Annotated in this window: 13 protein-coding genes; 4 read left to right on the top strand and 9 right to left on the bottom strand. The window is 35.3% G+C overall.

The genetic code is table 11. The features are described 5' to 3' along the window. Window positions 1–18: 18 nt before the first annotated feature. Window positions 19–1,596, bottom strand: coding sequence for a sensor histidine kinase (locus MHH45_RS16865; protein ID WP_016112767.1), 1,578 nt, complete (start codon window positions 1,594–1,596; stop codon window positions 19–21). A gap of 157 nt (window positions 1,597–1,753) precedes the next feature. Between MHH45_RS16865 and pdxK the strand changes: the two genes are divergently transcribed. Next, window positions 1,754–2,578, top strand: coding sequence for a pyridoxine/pyridoxal/pyridoxamine kinase (gene pdxK / locus MHH45_RS16860; protein WP_016132478.1), 825 nt, complete (start codon window positions 1,754–1,756; stop codon window positions 2,576–2,578). A 196-nt stretch (window positions 2,579–2,774) separates the two neighbouring features. Here the strand turns inward: pdxK and MHH45_RS16855 are convergent, their stop codons facing one another. The 7 genes from MHH45_RS16855 to MHH45_RS16825 all read right to left on the bottom strand — a co-directional run bounded on the left by MHH45_RS16855 (window position 2,775) and on the right by MHH45_RS16825 (window position 10,766). Next, the gene (locus tag MHH45_RS16855) at window positions 2,775–2,978 is read right to left on the bottom strand and encodes a YbdD/YjiX family protein (RefSeq protein ID WP_016112769.1); all 204 of its coding nucleotides are present in this window, start codon (window positions 2,976–2,978) and stop codon (window positions 2,775–2,777) included. After that, window positions 2,971–5,046, bottom strand: coding sequence for a carbon starvation protein CstA (gene cstA / locus MHH45_RS16850; protein WP_016112770.1), 2,076 nt, complete (start codon window positions 5,044–5,046; stop codon window positions 2,971–2,973). Before cstA ends, MHH45_RS16855 begins: the two co-directional genes overlap by 8 nt. Before the next feature lie 122 nt (window positions 5,047–5,168). After that, window positions 5,169–5,885: a LytR/AlgR family response regulator transcription factor gene (locus MHH45_RS16845; RefSeq protein ID WP_016112771.1), complete on the bottom strand. Its 717-nt coding sequence runs from the start codon at window positions 5,883–5,885 to the stop codon at window positions 5,169–5,171. A 156-nt stretch (window positions 5,886–6,041) separates the two neighbouring features. Then, window positions 6,042–7,241: an MFS transporter gene (locus tag MHH45_RS16840; RefSeq protein WP_016112772.1), complete on the bottom strand. Its 1,200-nt coding sequence runs from the start codon at window positions 7,239–7,241 to the stop codon at window positions 6,042–6,044. Between the two features lie 185 nt (window positions 7,242–7,426). Then, window positions 7,427–8,167 (bottom strand): WecB/TagA/CpsF family glycosyltransferase, encoded by a 741-nt coding sequence (locus MHH45_RS16835; protein ID WP_016112773.1) that lies wholly within the window; start codon window positions 8,165–8,167, stop codon window positions 7,427–7,429. A 14-nt stretch (window positions 8,168–8,181) separates the two neighbouring features. Further along, window positions 8,182–9,285 (bottom strand): glycosyltransferase family 4 protein, encoded by a 1,104-nt coding sequence (locus MHH45_RS16830; RefSeq protein WP_077294272.1) that lies wholly within the window; start codon window positions 9,283–9,285, stop codon window positions 8,182–8,184. Window positions 9,286–9,371: 86 nt separating this feature from the next. Beyond that, a complete protein-coding gene (locus MHH45_RS16825) occupies window positions 9,372–10,766 on the bottom strand; it encodes an O-antigen ligase family protein (RefSeq protein WP_077294275.1) in 1,395 nt (464 codons plus the stop codon). A gap of 289 nt (window positions 10,767–11,055) precedes the next feature. On the opposite strand from MHH45_RS16825, the gene MHH45_RS16820 reads away from it, so the two are divergent. After that, complete coding sequence (locus tag MHH45_RS16820; RefSeq protein WP_003202516.1) at window positions 11,056–11,688, top strand: trimeric intracellular cation channel family protein; 633 nt, start codon at window positions 11,056–11,058, stop codon at window positions 11,686–11,688. A gap of 163 nt (window positions 11,689–11,851) precedes the next feature. Here MHH45_RS16820 and MHH45_RS16815 read toward each other — a convergent pair whose 3' ends face one another. After that, window positions 11,852–13,168: a glycosyltransferase family 39 protein gene (locus tag MHH45_RS16815; RefSeq protein WP_088094010.1), complete on the bottom strand. Its 1,317-nt coding sequence runs from the start codon at window positions 13,166–13,168 to the stop codon at window positions 11,852–11,854. A gap of 461 nt (window positions 13,169–13,629) precedes the next feature. Here MHH45_RS16815 and MHH45_RS16810 point away from each other — a divergent pair, with 461 nt between their 5' ends. Continuing rightward, complete coding sequence (locus MHH45_RS16810) at window positions 13,630–14,142, top strand: acyl-CoA thioesterase (protein ID WP_003209287.1); 513 nt, start codon at window positions 13,630–13,632, stop codon at window positions 14,140–14,142. 488 nt (window positions 14,143–14,630) lie between these two features. After that, complete coding sequence (locus tag MHH45_RS16805; protein WP_088094011.1) at window positions 14,631–16,085, top strand: oligosaccharide flippase family protein; 1,455 nt, start codon at window positions 14,631–14,633, stop codon at window positions 16,083–16,085. The last annotated feature ends 71 nt before the right edge of the window (window positions 16,086–16,156 follow it).

The raw sequence follows: 16,156 nt of genomic DNA, 5'->3' as shown, positions 1-16,156 counted from the left end.
GTTTCCCTCATTTTCACATCATAATGGTACGATAACCTTTATACTTGTTCGGTTCTTTTCACTTACAATTGTAATACATCCACCGATTAACTCTGCTCGTTCTCGCATTGTAGTCATTCCAAGTGATTTCTTCTCTCTTACATTCGCTTCTATAAAACCAACACCATGATCAACTACCTCTAAAGATACATCATTCTCTGTTACTTTGAAGTAAATCGTAGCCTCCATGACACCTGCATGCTTACTTACATTATTTAATGCCTCTTGTCCAATACGCCATAATGTTTCTTCTACTACACGCGGTAAGTCACGCACACCTGTAACCTGCTCACGAATTTTCAAACCTAAGTTTTCACCATATTGCTTTAAAGCTGAAAGCAATCCCTTTTCTAATCCTTCTGGACGAAGCTGCCAAATAAGTGTCCGCATTTCTTTTAAAGCACCTTGCGCTAACTCTCTCATCTCATGAAGAGATTGATCTACCCTTTCATTTTGTCCCTTCAAAACAGCTTCCGCTCCCTTCGTCATGAAGGTTAATGAAAATAGCTTTTGTGAAACTGAATCGTGCAGATCCCTTGCTAAACGGTTACGTTCTTCCATTCGGACCAGTTCACGACGCTGTTCATTTAATCGTAAATTCTCAATCATTAATGAAATATGATTCGTTAACGCTTGAAGTATGTCTACGGTATTTGTATCAAACTCACCTTGATTTGAATTCACACATAAAACACCAAACACATGATTTCGAATATGTATTGGAGCGGCAATAATAGAGCCGTTAGGATGAACACCATTTCCAACTTGTCTTTTCATTAAAACAGGTCTGTTCTTTTCTATTGCTTCCTTTGCCGCTCTCTCTAAACCCGAATCCTTTTGTAATGTACGCTTCTTATAACAAGCTCGCATGGATATCTTTTTTTCTTCTTGTATAAAAAATGCAACTTGCTCCCATAGAAATACATCTCCCACTTGTTTTACAACTTCTTCTGGTAATGTATTTAATTTATGAATTTTTCTTAGTTCCTGAATAAAACGCTCTAGTTTCACATAATAATGAGCCCGTTTCTTTTCATTTTCATATAGTTTCGTTCGTTTTAAAGCTGTTCCAATTTGCAGGGCAACCGATTGTAATAGCATCAGTTCTTCTTCAGAAAAATGTGTTTTCCCTGGACTAGCGACATTTAAGACTCCAAACTCTTCTCCGCCAGCTTTTAATGGAACGGTTGCATGATGAAGAATTCCTTCTGTATCACCCCAATTATTTTCAACCGCATTGTTAATTCGTTTACATTCAATAATATTAACCGCTCGTTCTAATTTCCCCTCCACAAAACGGCGCAAACACCAGCATTCTCCTTCGCACATTGGCTTTTTATCTTGAAAGGTAAGCGCTGCTGGTAAATGATAATCAATTAATTTTGTATACCTACCATTTTCATCAGCAAGAAAAATCCATCCTGTTGTTAATCCTGTCACATGCAGCAATTTTTCTAATACCGCTTGTAGCACATGATATGTATCATTGGATGTATTTAATGTTTCTGCAATCTCTTTTAATATAGCTAATTCGCTTATACGGTTCTCTTGAAACATAAATTGTCTCCTACATACAATATTTTCTTTTCTCATTGTACCAAATTCAATGTATTCTTAAACAAACAAGTAACTTTTTCACTTTGTACTTATTCATAAGATTGATATAATGGTTAAAAATGTAGTTTTCATTATATCACCTGAGGGGGCTTTCACAATGACATTAAACAAAGCACTTACAATCGCTGGTTCTGACACAAGCGGTGGCGCTGGTATACAAGCGGATTTAAAAACGTTTCAAGAACTTGGTGTATACGGAATGACGTCTCTTACAACAATCGTAACGATGGATCCACATAATGGCTGGGCACATAACGTATTCCCTATTCCTGCTTCTACACTCAAACCACAATTAGAAACAACAATTGAAGGTGTTGGTGTTGATGCTTTAAAAACGGGTATGCTTGGATCTGTTGAAATCATTGAAATGGTTGCTGAAACAATTGAAAAGCATAATCTACAAAATGTAGTAGTAGACCCAGTTATGGTTTGTAAAGGTGCAGATGAAGCATTGCATCCTGAAACAAATGACTGCTTACGCGATGTACTTGTTCCAAAAGCATTAGTTGTTACACCAAACCTATTCGAAGCATATCAACTAAGCGGTGTGAAAATTAATTCTCTTGAAGACATGAAAGAAGCTGCTAAAAAAATCCATGCTTTAGGTGCAAAATATGTACTAATTAAAGGCGGTAGCAAGCTAGGTACAGAAACTGCAATCGATGTATTGTACGATGGAGAAACATTTGATCTTTTAGAATCAGAGAAAATTGATACAACAAATACACACGGCGCAGGTTGTACATACTCTGCAGCAATTACAGCAGAACTTGCAAAAGGTAAATCTGTAAAAGAAGCGGTAAAAACTGCAAAAGAATTCATCACAGCAGCAATTCGTCACTCATTCAAAATTAACGAATATGTAGGACCAACACATCACGGTGCATATCGTAAATTTGCAACTGGCAAAGAACTTGTATAAGAAATAAAGTGAATCTTTAATCAACCTTCACTAATCGGGCTTTTACGGGGTAAAAAACAGGCTATCCATAGATAGCTTGTTTTTTTATGATGCTAAACTTACCTTACCTCTATAATTCCCGAAACTTTTTACTTTTTTGTTGTTCCACGTGAAACAACAAAAAAGTAAAAAAAGAGCGACGAATCGCTCTTTCTCTTCAACAACACCTTGATATTTTTCCACCTTTCGCATTGAACCTAGCCTCTTGCGCCTCAGCAAAAAACTGTTTTCGACATAAAATCGGTTCTTCTGGGTGGTACTCTTTCATATGGGTAACGTACGTTTCATAACTTGGTACTCCAACAAGCAAACTAATAAATTGCTTTCGTGTTCTCCACACCTTCTCCAATTTTTTAAGCATAATTTCTCGACTCACTTTCATCTCTTGGAATATATGGTGCTTCTTTTAATGGTATAGATTTATTTTGCAATACTTTAATCCATATACGAATAGCAGAAATAAGAACTGCTATTACAACTAACATGAAAATTCCACAAAGCATAGCATCGATATAATCATTGAAGATAATTTGCTTCATTTGTGCCACATTTTTGGCCGGTGCTAGTATTTTCCCTTCATCTAAGGCGCTCTGGAATACTTTTGCATGCGATAAAAATCCAATTTTCGGATTTTCATGAAATAATTTTTGGTAGCCTGCTGTCATCGTCACAATCAGCAAACCTACCGTTGGGATAAGCGTAACCCAAACGTACGCCTTTTTCCCCATTTTGAACAATATCGTTGTTCCGAGCAATAACGCAATACCCGCTAACATCTGGTTAGCAATTCCAAAGAGTGGCCATAATGTATTAATTCCACCGAGCGGATCAACTACACCTTGGTATAAGAAATACCCCCATCCTAACACACATAACGTTGTTGCAATCACATTAGCCAGTGTAGAATCTGTTTTCGCAAATGGTTTATATACATGTCCTAAAATATCTTGAATCATAAATCGCCCTACACGTGTACCAGCATCAATTGTCGTTAAAATAAATAGTGCTTCAAATAAAATAGCAAAGTGATACCAGAATGCCATCATCGCAGTTCCACCGATTACTTGTGAAAAGATGTAGGCCATCCCAATTGCTAATGTTGGCGCTCCTCCTGTACGAGATAGTATCGTTTGTTCACCAACATTTACAGCAAGATCCTTTAATTCATTTGGTGTAATTGCAAATCCCCAAGAAGAAATAACTTGAGCTGCTTGTGATACATCCGTTCCGATAAGAGCTGCCGGACTATTAATTGCAAAATATGTCCCTGGTGTTAATACACAAGCTGCGATCATGGCCATCGCCGCAACGAACGATTCCATTAACATTGCCCCGTAACCAATTGGTTGTGCGTGCCCTTCTCTTTCAATCATCTTCGGCGTAGTACCAGAGGAAACTAAAGCATGGAATCCTGATACAGCCCCGCAAGCAATTGTAATAAATAGAAACGGAAATAGATTTCCGGAAAACACTGGACCTGTTCCGTCAATGAACTTGGATACGGCCGGCATTTGTAAGTTTGGTGCTACAATTAGAATTCCAATTGCTAGCCCAACAATCGTTCCGACCTTTAAAAATGTACTTAAATAATCACGTGGGGCAAGGAGCATCCACACCGGTAATGCAGACGCAATAAAACCGTATACAATAAGCATAATTGCGATTGTTTCACCGCTAAAAGTAAACATGCTTGCAAGCGTAGGATTCTCAGCTACATACTGCCCTCCAACAAGAGATAAAAGAAGTAAAATAATACCGATAACTGATCCTTCTCCAATACGCCCTGGGCGAATATAACGCATATAAACACCCATTAAAATAGCGATTGGAATTGTCGCTGCGATCGTAAACATTCCCCAAGGGCTACCGACAAGTGCTTTCACAACTACTAAAGCTAATACTGCTAATAAAATGATCATAATACCTAAAATACCAATCATCGCAATTAATCCTGTTACAGGACCAATCTCATCTTTAATCATTTCGCCTAATGATTTTCCATTACGTCTCATGGAAGCAAATAAAATAACAAAATCTTGTACTGCTCCTGCAATTACAACTCCAACGATAATCCAAATTGTTCCTGGTAAATATCCCATTTGCGCTGCTAAAATCGGCCCTACTAATGGACCTGCTCCTGCAATTGCCGCAAAGTGATGTCCAAATAATACCCATTTATTTGTTGGAACATAATCCTTTCCATCATTTAGCGTCTCAGCAGGTGTTTGCCGATTATTATCTAGCTCAAATACTTTTTGTGCAATAAATCTACTATAGAAACGATAAGCAACTGCATATACAGAAACAGCTGCTACTAATAGCCATACAGCATTAATTGTTTCACCTTGTGATAGGGCAATTACACCAAATCCGGTTGCTCCTAATGCTGCGATGATACCCCAAAGTAAAATTGACTTAAACGCCTTCACATACAATCCCCCCTATACTACTTCTTAGTGGAGATTGTACTAAATTTTCTGAATATTTAATTTGAATCCTCCTTATCATGAAGGATTCTTATGTTAACATGTTGAAATTCACTTACAACTTGTCATAGTTCAATTTTATTTCGAAGTCGTTTTACATAGTTTCGACTAACAGGAATCGGTTTCTCATCATACCTATCTAAATAAAGGTTATACGTTCCATTATAATAAGGCTTTAATGCCTGAACATGCATAACATTTATTAAATAACTTTTATGAACACGTAAAAAATCATATGCTGTTAATTTATTTTCCAATTCTTGAAGTGTATATGTTGAAATATACTGATTATTCGCTGTATAAATTGAAACCGTTTTATTCTCCTTATTCTTACTTACATATACAATATCCTCTGGAAAAATATACGTAATCCCTTCATGACTTTCAATCGGAAGTTTTCGCAAATGGCTTTTTATTTTCTTTCCTTTGTCTTGTTCCATTCTATATACGAGAAATTGTAAATCTTCTTCACGAAATGGTCGTAGTAAATAATAAAACGCTTGGAAGCGAAAAGCTGTTATCGCCTCTTCTATATCCTCACCGATAAAAATAAACTTTGTATCGCAATTTAATTGTTGTAATAAACTAGAGAGTTCAAACCCTGTACCATCTTTTAACTCTGTATCTAAAAAAACGAAATCAGGAATATGCTTTTTAGCTACTTGTAAAGATTCCATTCCTGTTCCCGCTTCAAAGCACTCTACATTTCGCATATTTTCTGTAAATATCTCAATGAATCGATTTCGATGTTCTGCATCTTCCATGATAAGTAAAATTTTCATCTGCCCAACCACCTAATTCTTTTGTCCATATGTCTTGTTGTATACATTCGCCTTAGTAAGAAACAATCCCTTTTTCTAGCCCTATTTTCTATTTACTATACCATCACTTCCCTTAAAAACAACAAAAAAGGAAGCCGCTTGGGCTCCCTTCTTTCGTTATACCAACTCTTGCTGCTTCGTTTCTTGCCCTAGCACAACTACTGCAAGCACTCCAATTAAAATGGAACCGCAAAAAATTGTAAAGATCAATGAAAGAGACGCTTGTGAAGCAACAAGATAACCTACTAGCAATGGACCGAGAATACCACCAATACGGCCAAATGCTGCAGCCATACCTGCTCCAGTACCGCGAATTACTGTCGGATACTGCTCAGGTGTATATGCATATAACGCACCCCATGCTCCTAAATTAAAGAAGGACAGTAACATTCCTGCTATCACCAATGTTGTAAGCGATTCAGCTACTCCAAAGACGTACGCACTGCATGCTGTGCCAATTAAGTAAGTAACTAACACAAATTTACGGCCGAGGCGCTCAATAAACCATGCAGCAGTAAAGTATCCGGGAAGCTGTGCCAATGTCATAATTAATACGTACTGGAAACTTTTTATTAGACTAAATCCTTTTAGTACCATTACACTTGGTAACCAAAGAAACATGCCATAATAAGAAAAGACAACACAGAACCATAAGATCCATAACATAATCGTCGCTTTTCGATATTCTCCAGACCAAACCGCCTTTATATTTGTAATAACAGATTGTTTGTTCTCAACTTTTTCAAATTGCGGCGAATCTGGTAGATTCCATCGTAAATATAGTGCATAAAGAGCTGGAATCGCGCTTAATACCATCGCTACTTGCCAGCCATACTTTGGAATTACAAAATAAGAAATTAGAGCTGCAATTAACCAGCCAACCGCCCAAAAGCTTTCTAGTAATACAACAATTCTCCCGCGTTCATGAGCCTCAACACTTTCAGATACAAGTGTCGAAGCTACTGGTAATTCTCCACCAAGCCCCATACCGATTAAAAAACGCAATATAAGAAACATAGCTAATGTTGTTGTTAATGCCGTTAAACCACTACCGATAGAAAATAATAATAATGTCATAATAAAAACAGACTTGCGCCCCAACTTATCTGCTAATATGCCAAATAAAAGTGCTCCCACCGCCATACCAATAGAATTGATACTTCCGATCCATCCCATCTCCTGACTACTTAATCCCCATTCTTTTTGCAGCGCAACGATGACAAATGAAAGCATGCCAACATCCATTGCATCAAATAACCAACCAAGCCCCGCTATTCCAAGAAGCTTGCGCTTTGAAATTTCTTTTATATCCCCCACTAGAAGTCCTCCTTACACAGGTGTCTTTACACTTCATTTTACATGTGTATATTGTATAAGTAAAATACTTTTATCCCTATTTTCACTTAAAAGCTTCCTTTTAATCTTCCCATAAAATAGAGCTTCCATTAGTGGAGAATACTACATTTTTAGCTTTCACAAATAAAAAAAGTAGCGATATTTCGCTACTTTTTCGAACGCATCACTTCTTTTAGAAATTCAGCTAATACAAGCTGACGACGCCAACGCGTCGGATTGCTACATAGACGGTAAAACCATTCTAGATGAATTGCTTGAATCCATTTTGGTGCACGTTTTACTTCTCCTGCCCAAACGTCCAGACTGCCACCTACACCAACAGCCACTTTTGTTTGTAAGCGATGCTTATTATTTTGAATAAAGTTTTCTTGTCTTGGGAATCCAAGAGCTACAAGTAAAATATCCGGTTTTACTTCTTGAATGCGAGCAATGATGCCCTCTTCCTCTTCTTGTTTAAAATACCCATCCTGCGTACCAACAATAGATACAGCTGAATAAGTTTTTGTTAAATGATCAGCAGCACCCTTCACAACATGTGGTTTCGCTCCCAGTAAAAAAACAGATACAGATTTATTCTCTTTCGATAACGCCCCAAATAAATCACTCATTAAATCAAAACCTGCTACGCGCTCTTTTAATGGTGTCCCTAGCATGCCACTTGCCTTTACAACACCAATACCATCCGGTGTAATCAAATCTGTTTCTAAAAGGGTTTGATGAAAACTTGAGTCTTTTTTGGCACACATTACGATTTCCGGATTCGCTGTTACAACTTGAAATGTATGAGTTTGTTCTGATTCTAGCTGCTTCATGATATATCGAATTGTCTCTTCCATTGTCATCGTAGAAAAAGGGACACCTAAAATATCAACTGTTTGTACTGCCATAATTATAATCCTCTCTATTTCAATAAAAGTTTTTTATATGCTTTATGAGTATCTTCATATAGATTTCGTAATGAGAAATGAGAAGAAGCATGCTCATACAAACGTTCACCCATCACTGCTAATTCACCATTCTCCCACTTCTTATATCCTTCCTCTAATGCACTTGCTAATGCATGTGCATCACCAATTGGCACAATCCATCCGTATGTAGGATCGACAATCAACTGTTCCATATCACCAACATTCGTTGCAATAGACGTTAAACGTTGATTTGCAGCTTCTAATAACACAAGCGGAAAGCTTTCACTATAAGAAGTTAATAAATTAATATCGGCGGATGCATATAATTCTTTTACATCCGAACGATGACCTAAAAATAATACTTTATCTTCTAACCCTTTCTGCCTTACTGCTTCTTTCAACTCTTCTTTAATCGGGCCATCGCCAACTAACAATACTTTCATATTAGGAATTGTTATTTTTTGCAAGGCATCGAATAAAATATTATGCCCCTTTACAGGGTGAAGGCGGGCTACTTGAATCGCTGTAAATACTCCTTCTTGTATACCTAATTCATCTTTTAAGTTATAAGGTTTCGCTGGAATGTCATCATACTCAATCCCGTTATAAATGGTACAAATTTTATCTGCTGGCACACCGAGTGCTACAGTATTTTGCTTAAAACGTTCTGTAATTGCAAAAAACAAATCAACTTTCTTATATGAATATAAATTTAACTTTGTAAAGATCCAACCTTTCAAACCACGCTGCATAAAATCAAGAGTTGGATCACTATGAACTGTTGTTACCCATTTTGCACGTATCTTCCTTTTTAGAAGAGAAAGATAAAAGTTCGCGCGCGCACCATGTGTATGTACAATATCAAAGTGTCCTTCGTTAATAAACGTACGTATTTTAGAAAGAATCGATATGTCATAACGAGATGATTGAGAACAAACGTGCACTTTAATTCCGAGCTCTCTTGCTTCTCTAGCAATTGCACCTTCTTCAAACACAACTAGTTCAACTTCAGCTTTTGGAAATTGCGACAAAAGTGAAATAATGTGAGTTTTCCCGCCACCTTCTTCTGCTCCAGCATTCATATGCAACACTTTCATCTCTTTCTTCCTCCATCTTTATGTTCTCTTATAGTTTACTATAACAAAAAATAAAAGCTAACGTGACGCTAGCTTTTATTTTTCTATCATTCAATTTCTAAATCAACGATTAAATATGCAAAAATCACAGCAAAATAAATACTTACTCCAGGCGCTGTAAATACATGTCCCGCTATAAATGCAATACCCATACTTAATCCTAGTGCGGTTGCTAATAACCCGTATCTTACTGTAAATACCTCTTTAAACCTAGTTACTAGTACGAGAAGAATTTTCACACCGAAGTATAAAAATGGGATTAAAAGTAGGATGAAACCGACAATCCCAAATGTATAGAACCAATCATGAAAGTCCCTTTCAATTAGCTTCGGTTTCTCTTTGAAATTTCCAGCATATCCCATACCGAATAATTTTTGAGATGTTGGAGCTTCTGCATAGTAATCTTTATACATTTTCTCAAATATCTCACGTCCACTGAAGATTATTGCTTGTGTTTCCTCTTTTTTCTCTATTTCTTTTTCTTTTGCTTTTTCCTCTTGTGTTACAGGCGGTTTATGGTGCGTTTTTTCTTCCTTCTTTTCTTCTGCCTTTTTCACTTCTTTTTTCTCATCAAGAATTTGGACGTGAAATCCCATATTTTTTAAGAATGGCGAAAACGGTGTATATGCTAGTGCTCCAGCAAAAACAACAGTCGCAAGGATGCCATTCAGTAAATATGACTTCTTATTTCTATCTTTACGCTGTAAAAATGCCTGAACAAAGCACATGAAAACAGCAACAACCATTGTGCCAAAAATGGCTCCAACTCCCACCTTCGTACCAACAGCAAATAATGAGAAGATAATTAAAATAGAAGGAATCCAAAAATAACTTTTTGCTATGCTTGTTGTTTTTTCAATTGAATATAGAACGACGATTGGGCATACAACTGCTAAAATGGCCCCTAATTCATTTCCTGCATAGAACCAACCACGTGAACCAAGTTTCACCCAATCGTAGCTATTATAATCAGTTCCTGTCGCAATCGAAATAACCATGATACTATTTATGATTAATGTTGAATATACAATATAGTTACGCATTTTTGAATATGCATTTGCTTTTTCACGTAATGATTTAAACACAAAAATGTAACAGGTAAGCATAATAAATGGATATAATGCTTTTGCTATAAATTTAATTTCTTCTCCCAACATGATAGGGCTTTTGACCAATTTATTATTTACTAAACCTGCAGCAAGAACAATTCCAACTACTATTAAGTATATGATATATTTACGATTTTCTTTTTCTCTTGCCTGAAATAAAATATAGATTCCACCAAGAACCATTACAAATAGACGCGTAATAATTCCAATTGTCGTATCAATCTTTAAAACCATGATGCAAAATGATGTGAGTAAGTCTAAAACCGGCTGTAACATAATGAAAATCAATAAAAAATTCCCAAATTTATTACTTAAATTATTATTTCCTAACATCTCGAACCCCCATAACTATCATTACCTTATCTCACTTTATACAATTTACAATAAGCCTCTAACTCGTCTCAAATATTTATTATAACATAATTTTTTAGTTAACCACTTCCTATTTATGCAGATAAAAGATAATAAATCCCCTTCTCGTATGTCACATATCTCGTATCTTCAAACGCTTTCTTTCCCCATTTTTTCTTTTTTTCTACATGTAACGAAAAGTAATTGTTATTTCTAAAACTTTAGTGTATATTTTGCTCTGGAACATCTTTAAGAGGAAGGGATTAGAGCTATGTTATTAATCGAAATATTTACGTTTCTTGGCATTGTCGCCGCTGCCATTTCTGGTACATTAGTTGGTTTAAAGAAAGATCTAGATTTATTTGGTGTCCTTTGTTTAGCTGTAGCTACTGCACTCGGTGGCGGAATTATTCGTGATATTATGATTGGTAACCTACCTCCCGTTGCATTTGTACAACCGATTTACTTTTTGGTCAGTGTATTAGCAGCTCTCTTTACTTGTATGTTTTTTGAACGCATTAATAAACTTCAAGTTGTAATCATGCTTTCAGATGCTGTCGGTTTAGGCGTTTTTACTGCTATTGGCGCAAACGCTGCAATGTCGCATCACGTTGATGCTTCATTTTTAGTTGTTTCGATGGGTGTTATTACAGGTATTGGTGGAGGGATTATGCGCGATATTTGCGCTCAAGATATTCCCTATGTATTCCGTAAAGAAATCTATGCAATTGCTTCTATTCTAGGTGCAATTAGTTTCCTAATTACGTATGAAATGGGTGCACACGTATTAGCCTTTTATATCTGTTTACTAGTAACATTCATCATACGTGTAGTCACTGTTATATACAATGTGCATTTTCCAGTCTTCTTTAAGGCTCATGCAAAAGCTAATAAAAGTCATTAAGAGAATTCAAATCGAATTCTCTTTATTTATAATAGTTACTCCTTATTGCCTAAATATAAGAAAAAACTCACCGTTTAAAAAACGGTGAGTTTTTTCTTATCACACACTTCAAGATTCCCCTAAAAATATAGGATCAAACCTTCCTGCTACGCAAGACTTCACTTTATTTTTTGAAAAATAGCTTTTGACAATAGAATGACAACATATATACACCTAAACTTTGTAAAATGAAAAGACTTGGTATCGTTAAACCATCGTACACAATATCTGCATTAAAAAGCTTCATTCCAATATATCCTGTTATAAGTAACAGTAACAACATATAGCCTTCGCTCTTTTGTTTCTGAATAAGGAAATGTAAAAGCGCAATTGACATAAATAGAGTTACAGCTATAAAGATGAGTTTTTCACCTTTTAGCAATATCCCATTCATTCCCTCTGATGATACCTGATCTATACTTGGCTTAACCACAGCTAATCGCTCTGTTTCTAACTCTTTTAACTTTTGACTCAAGCGCTCTTTCATACTTTGTGCTTGAACGGTTTCTTGTTTATTACGCTCTTCTCCGATTAAAACCGATTGCACATACGCATCGTTAGAAATGGCATACTGTTTTATTCCCATTGCTTGAATCCCATAATTCACAGCAAAATGAGTAACATAAAATACGACTAAAACCCCTATCAATTTTAACAATACATTTTGTTTATCTGCATTTTGGAATATTTCCACTAGCAAGACATACACAATTACTAAAATAAGTATAAATATGCCTACTGGATACATCATATTACTAAGAGCAAATAGTATCGCGGCACATGCCCACATGTAAGAATGGCTCAATCCTTTATGTAGTAATATATAACTCGCAAAGTAAAATAAAAATATAGAGAATAATTCCCCTGTTAATAATGAACATGAAAGAATATTTGGCAAATATAGCGAGTAAAACACTGCAGCAATTCGGCCACATTCTTCTTGAAATAAACTTGCAGCAATTCGATAAATGAAAAACGCTGTTCCTGCGCAATACAAAACATTAAAAAATTGCAAAACAAATGTAGCATCGCCAAACACACGAATCAATACTGACTCATATATAATGAAAGGTAATTGACTAACAACAGTTACATTACTGCTTCCTAGCGCAACTTGTTTTGCAGTCTCATACATAGCTCTCATATCACCTATAACTGGAGCATCAAAAAAGAGAACTGCTCCAAGCCTAACAAGCACTGTCATACTCATTAGAAAAATGAGAAACTGTTTATCCGTAAATCGATATTGCAAAATAGAAGCAAGAAGTAAAAGGAGTATCACGAAAATTGATAGCACAATCGTTAAACTTGTGGCGCTTCCTCCCAAAAATTGCTTACTTCCCTCGAAGGCGTTCCAGCAAGAATAAACAAAAAAGGCAAGCATAGTTCCAATAATTATTTTACTAAAAAAAGATGAAAACCCTGTTTGTATGTTATTCATATGTATATTGCACCTCTATTTCCATTCATAACACAACGATTCTATCATGAATGGACACATGACGGTTAGAAAATTTATCCCGCTATTTGCGAGCAAGTAATACTCTCACCACGAAATTCAAACAGAAGGAGCAGAATTAACTAGGAGATGAACTGCCCGTAAAAGTACTGATTGGTTAGTGCTAATAATCAATGAGGGATGAAAAAAACTACTGATTAAAGTTTCACTTTATATAGAAAAATATAACATTCACTTTTTCGCTTGCAATGTAAGCGAAACCTCTTTTACACTACAATCTATACAAATTAAATTTTCTTTCAGTTACACGCATGGAAATACAATATTATTCTATTTTAATGAAGTAAACTTTTTATCGGATCTCAATCGTCTAAATAACAAATAATATTCGATAGAAAATACCCATCTTTTTTATATAGGAAACAGAAATAGGAGTAGATTATATGGACAAAAAATTTATGAGAGAATCAAAAGCAATTAAAACAACGCGTGTTTTCCCAAATGATTTAAACAATCATCAAACATTATTTGGCGGAAAATTATTAGCGGAAATTGACAGCATCGCATCTATTGCAGCAGCAAGACATAGTAGGAAACATTGCGTAACGGCCTCCATTGATTCCGTTGACTTTTTAACTCCAATCCATCAAACGGATTCCGTTTGCTACGAGGCATTCGTTTGCTATACTGGAAAATCTTCTATGGAAGTATTTGTGAAAGTCGTTGCAGAAAATTTATTAGAAGGGGAACGCCGCATTGCTGCTACTTGCTTCATTACATTCGTAGCATTAAAGGATGGCAAGCCTTCTTCTGTACCTCAAGTGTTACCAGAAACAGAAGAAGAACATTGGTTATACAAAACTGGAAAAGAACGTGCACAAAGCAAAAAAGAAAATCGTTCAAAAAGTAAAGAAATGGCTGATGTATTAACACTGAGCAAACCTTGGAGTGTATAAATTAAAACATCCATCAATTAAGGAGACTGCCTCAAAGTAACTGAGTAGATACTTTAGGGCAGCTTTTTTATTTACATAAGAATAATCTTCCTTTTCTAATATAATTAGCATTGCATTCTGTCTAATTTCACTCTTGTTACCACATGAATTTCAAAGAGATCTATTCCGTACCTTTTACTTGCATCCCCTCTCTATGTTCCTTTGTATTCACCGTTACAGAGATTTCATAATACCACTATACTTACTATATAATCGTCCACTAGCCTAAATACAAATAGAACAAATCTCATATTTCACCTGAAGTCTTTATTCTATCTGACCTATCAACCAATAGTTGCTTTACAAAGTTTATGTGAGGTAAACTTATACCCGTAGTTATTAACTACAAGTAATAATAATTGATTCATTAAGGAATCTATTCCAATAACTAATATGATTCACATGAAAGGTACTTTATTTGACTTTCATTTGTACGGAAAGGTGAAATTATGCAAAAGTCACTTGTATCAAATATTTTCTATAAAATATTGCTCAATACCTTTAATATCATTCTTCCAATTTTAGTAGGCCCTTACGCATACCGAACACTCGGGGCTACTTCAATAGGAACCGTTAGCTCCGCTGAAACCATTTTTAATTATTTTTTCATTTTTGCTGTATTTGGTGTATATCAATATGGATTACGTGAAATCAGCTTAGTAAAAAATGATAAGAAAAAAGTTTCACAATTGTTCACAAGTCTATATGTGATTAACTTTACAACCAGTATCCTGGCTCTAGTGACATTCGTACTCTTTAGCTACCTTGGATATGGTGATCAGAATTTATTTCCTGTACTGCTCATTTTCGGATTCAATTTTATTTCAAATTTGTTTTACGTAGAATGGTTTAACGAGGCACATGAAAATTATGATTTCATTACGAAGAAAACAGTTATCGTCCGACTTACTTATGTTGTGCTTCTTTTCGCTCTAATTCACGGAGTGGATGACTATAAAAAATTCGCTGGCTTATTAGCTTTATCAACATTTTTAAACCACATTATTAGCTTTGTATATGTGAAGCGTCAAGTCAAATTTGATTTTTCTAATTTAACAATTGTTCCACATTTAAAACCTTTAGTATTAGTCGTTATCTTTTCAAACGCCAATATGTTATATACACAATTAGATCGCCTCTTCTTATTACAAAATAAAGGAGAAGCTACGGTCGCTTTCTATGTAATGGCCTTCCAGATTATGACTATTATTAACACACTTATGTCAAGTGTTGTACAAGTTACAATTCCAAGGCTTTCTTATTTATCAGGAAACGCAAATGATGGAGAATATGAATCATTACTAAACAAAATTTCAAAAGTATATTTCATTACGTTGTTCCCAGCCGCTATTGGTTTAATGCTTATCGCTCATGGGGCCGTTATTATTTATGGCGGAAGGCAATTTGCTGGAGCTGGTGACACATTAATGGTTTTCGCATTTTATATGATTTCAGTAGGAATTGAATCTATTTTATCAAACCAAATTATTTATGTGAAAAAGAAAGAAAGTATTTTAGTGCGCTTTTTATTCATTTGCGGTTTTATAAACCTTGTATTAAATTTTGCACTTGTATTCTTCCGTGTACTTACACCAACAACAGCAATTATTACAACAACGATTGCTAACTGTGCATTGATTGTATTGGAATATATTTATATAAAAAAGAAATTAAAAGTAAATTACACATTATTCGATATGCAAAAGCTAAAATACCTGTTTTATTCACTAACATTTTTACCAATAGCATTCTTAGTGAATACGATAATTTCCGGACAAATTCTACAAGTTATCGTCACAATGTTAGCATGTGGATTAGCTTATGCACTTATCCTATTCATAGCGAAAGATGAAATTCTCTTTATGCTGTTAGACAAAATAAAAGCAAGATTTAAAAGAGCTTAATGTAAAATGACGTAAGAAATACAAACTCTTTTCTGTATATGAACAAATGAACCCTCTTGAAGGAGCTGTTA

This window comes from Bacillus sp. FSL K6-0042 (assembly GCF_038006685.1).
In the GTDB taxonomy this organism is placed as follows: domain Bacteria; phylum Bacillota; class Bacilli; order Bacillales; family Bacillaceae_G; genus Bacillus_A; species Bacillus_A pseudomycoides.
This window is presented reverse-complemented; position numbering and strand designations above follow the sequence as displayed.

Bases quoted from the DNA above. Each gene is read 5' to 3' on its own strand.
- MHH45_RS16830 (WP_077294272.1), bottom strand. From the start codon at position 9,285: ATGAAAGTGTTGCATATGAATGCTGGAGCAGAAGAAGGTGGCGGGAAA.
- MHH45_RS16835 (WP_016112773.1), bottom strand. From the start codon at position 8,167: ATGGCAGTACAAACAGTTGATATTTTAGGTGTCCCTTTTTCTACGATG.
- MHH45_RS16820 (WP_003202516.1), top strand. From the start codon at position 11,056: ATGTTATTAATCGAAATATTTACGTTTCTTGGCATTGTCGCCGCTGCC.
- MHH45_RS16810 (WP_003209287.1), top strand. From the start codon at position 13,630: ATGGACAAAAAATTTATGAGAGAATCAAAAGCAATTAAAACAACGCGT.
- MHH45_RS16855 (WP_016112769.1), bottom strand. From the start codon at position 2,978: ATGCTTAAAAAATTGGAGAAGGTGTGGAGAACACGAAAGCAATTTATT.
- MHH45_RS16845 (WP_016112771.1), bottom strand. From the start codon at position 5,885: ATGAAAATTTTACTTATCATGGAAGATGCAGAACATCGAAATCGATTC.
- pdxK (WP_016132478.1), top strand. From the start codon at position 1,754: ATGACATTAAACAAAGCACTTACAATCGCTGGTTCTGACACAAGCGGT.
- MHH45_RS16815 (WP_088094010.1), bottom strand. From the start codon at position 13,168: ATGAATAACATACAAACAGGGTTTTCATCTTTTTTTAGTAAAATAATT.
- MHH45_RS16825 (WP_077294275.1), bottom strand. From the start codon at position 10,766: ATGTTAGGAAATAATAATTTAAGTAATAAATTTGGGAATTTTTTATTG.
- MHH45_RS16865 (WP_016112767.1), bottom strand. From the start codon at position 1,596: ATGTTTCAAGAGAACCGTATAAGCGAATTAGCTATATTAAAAGAGATT.
- MHH45_RS16805 (WP_088094011.1), top strand. From the start codon at position 14,631: ATGCAAAAGTCACTTGTATCAAATATTTTCTATAAAATATTGCTCAAT.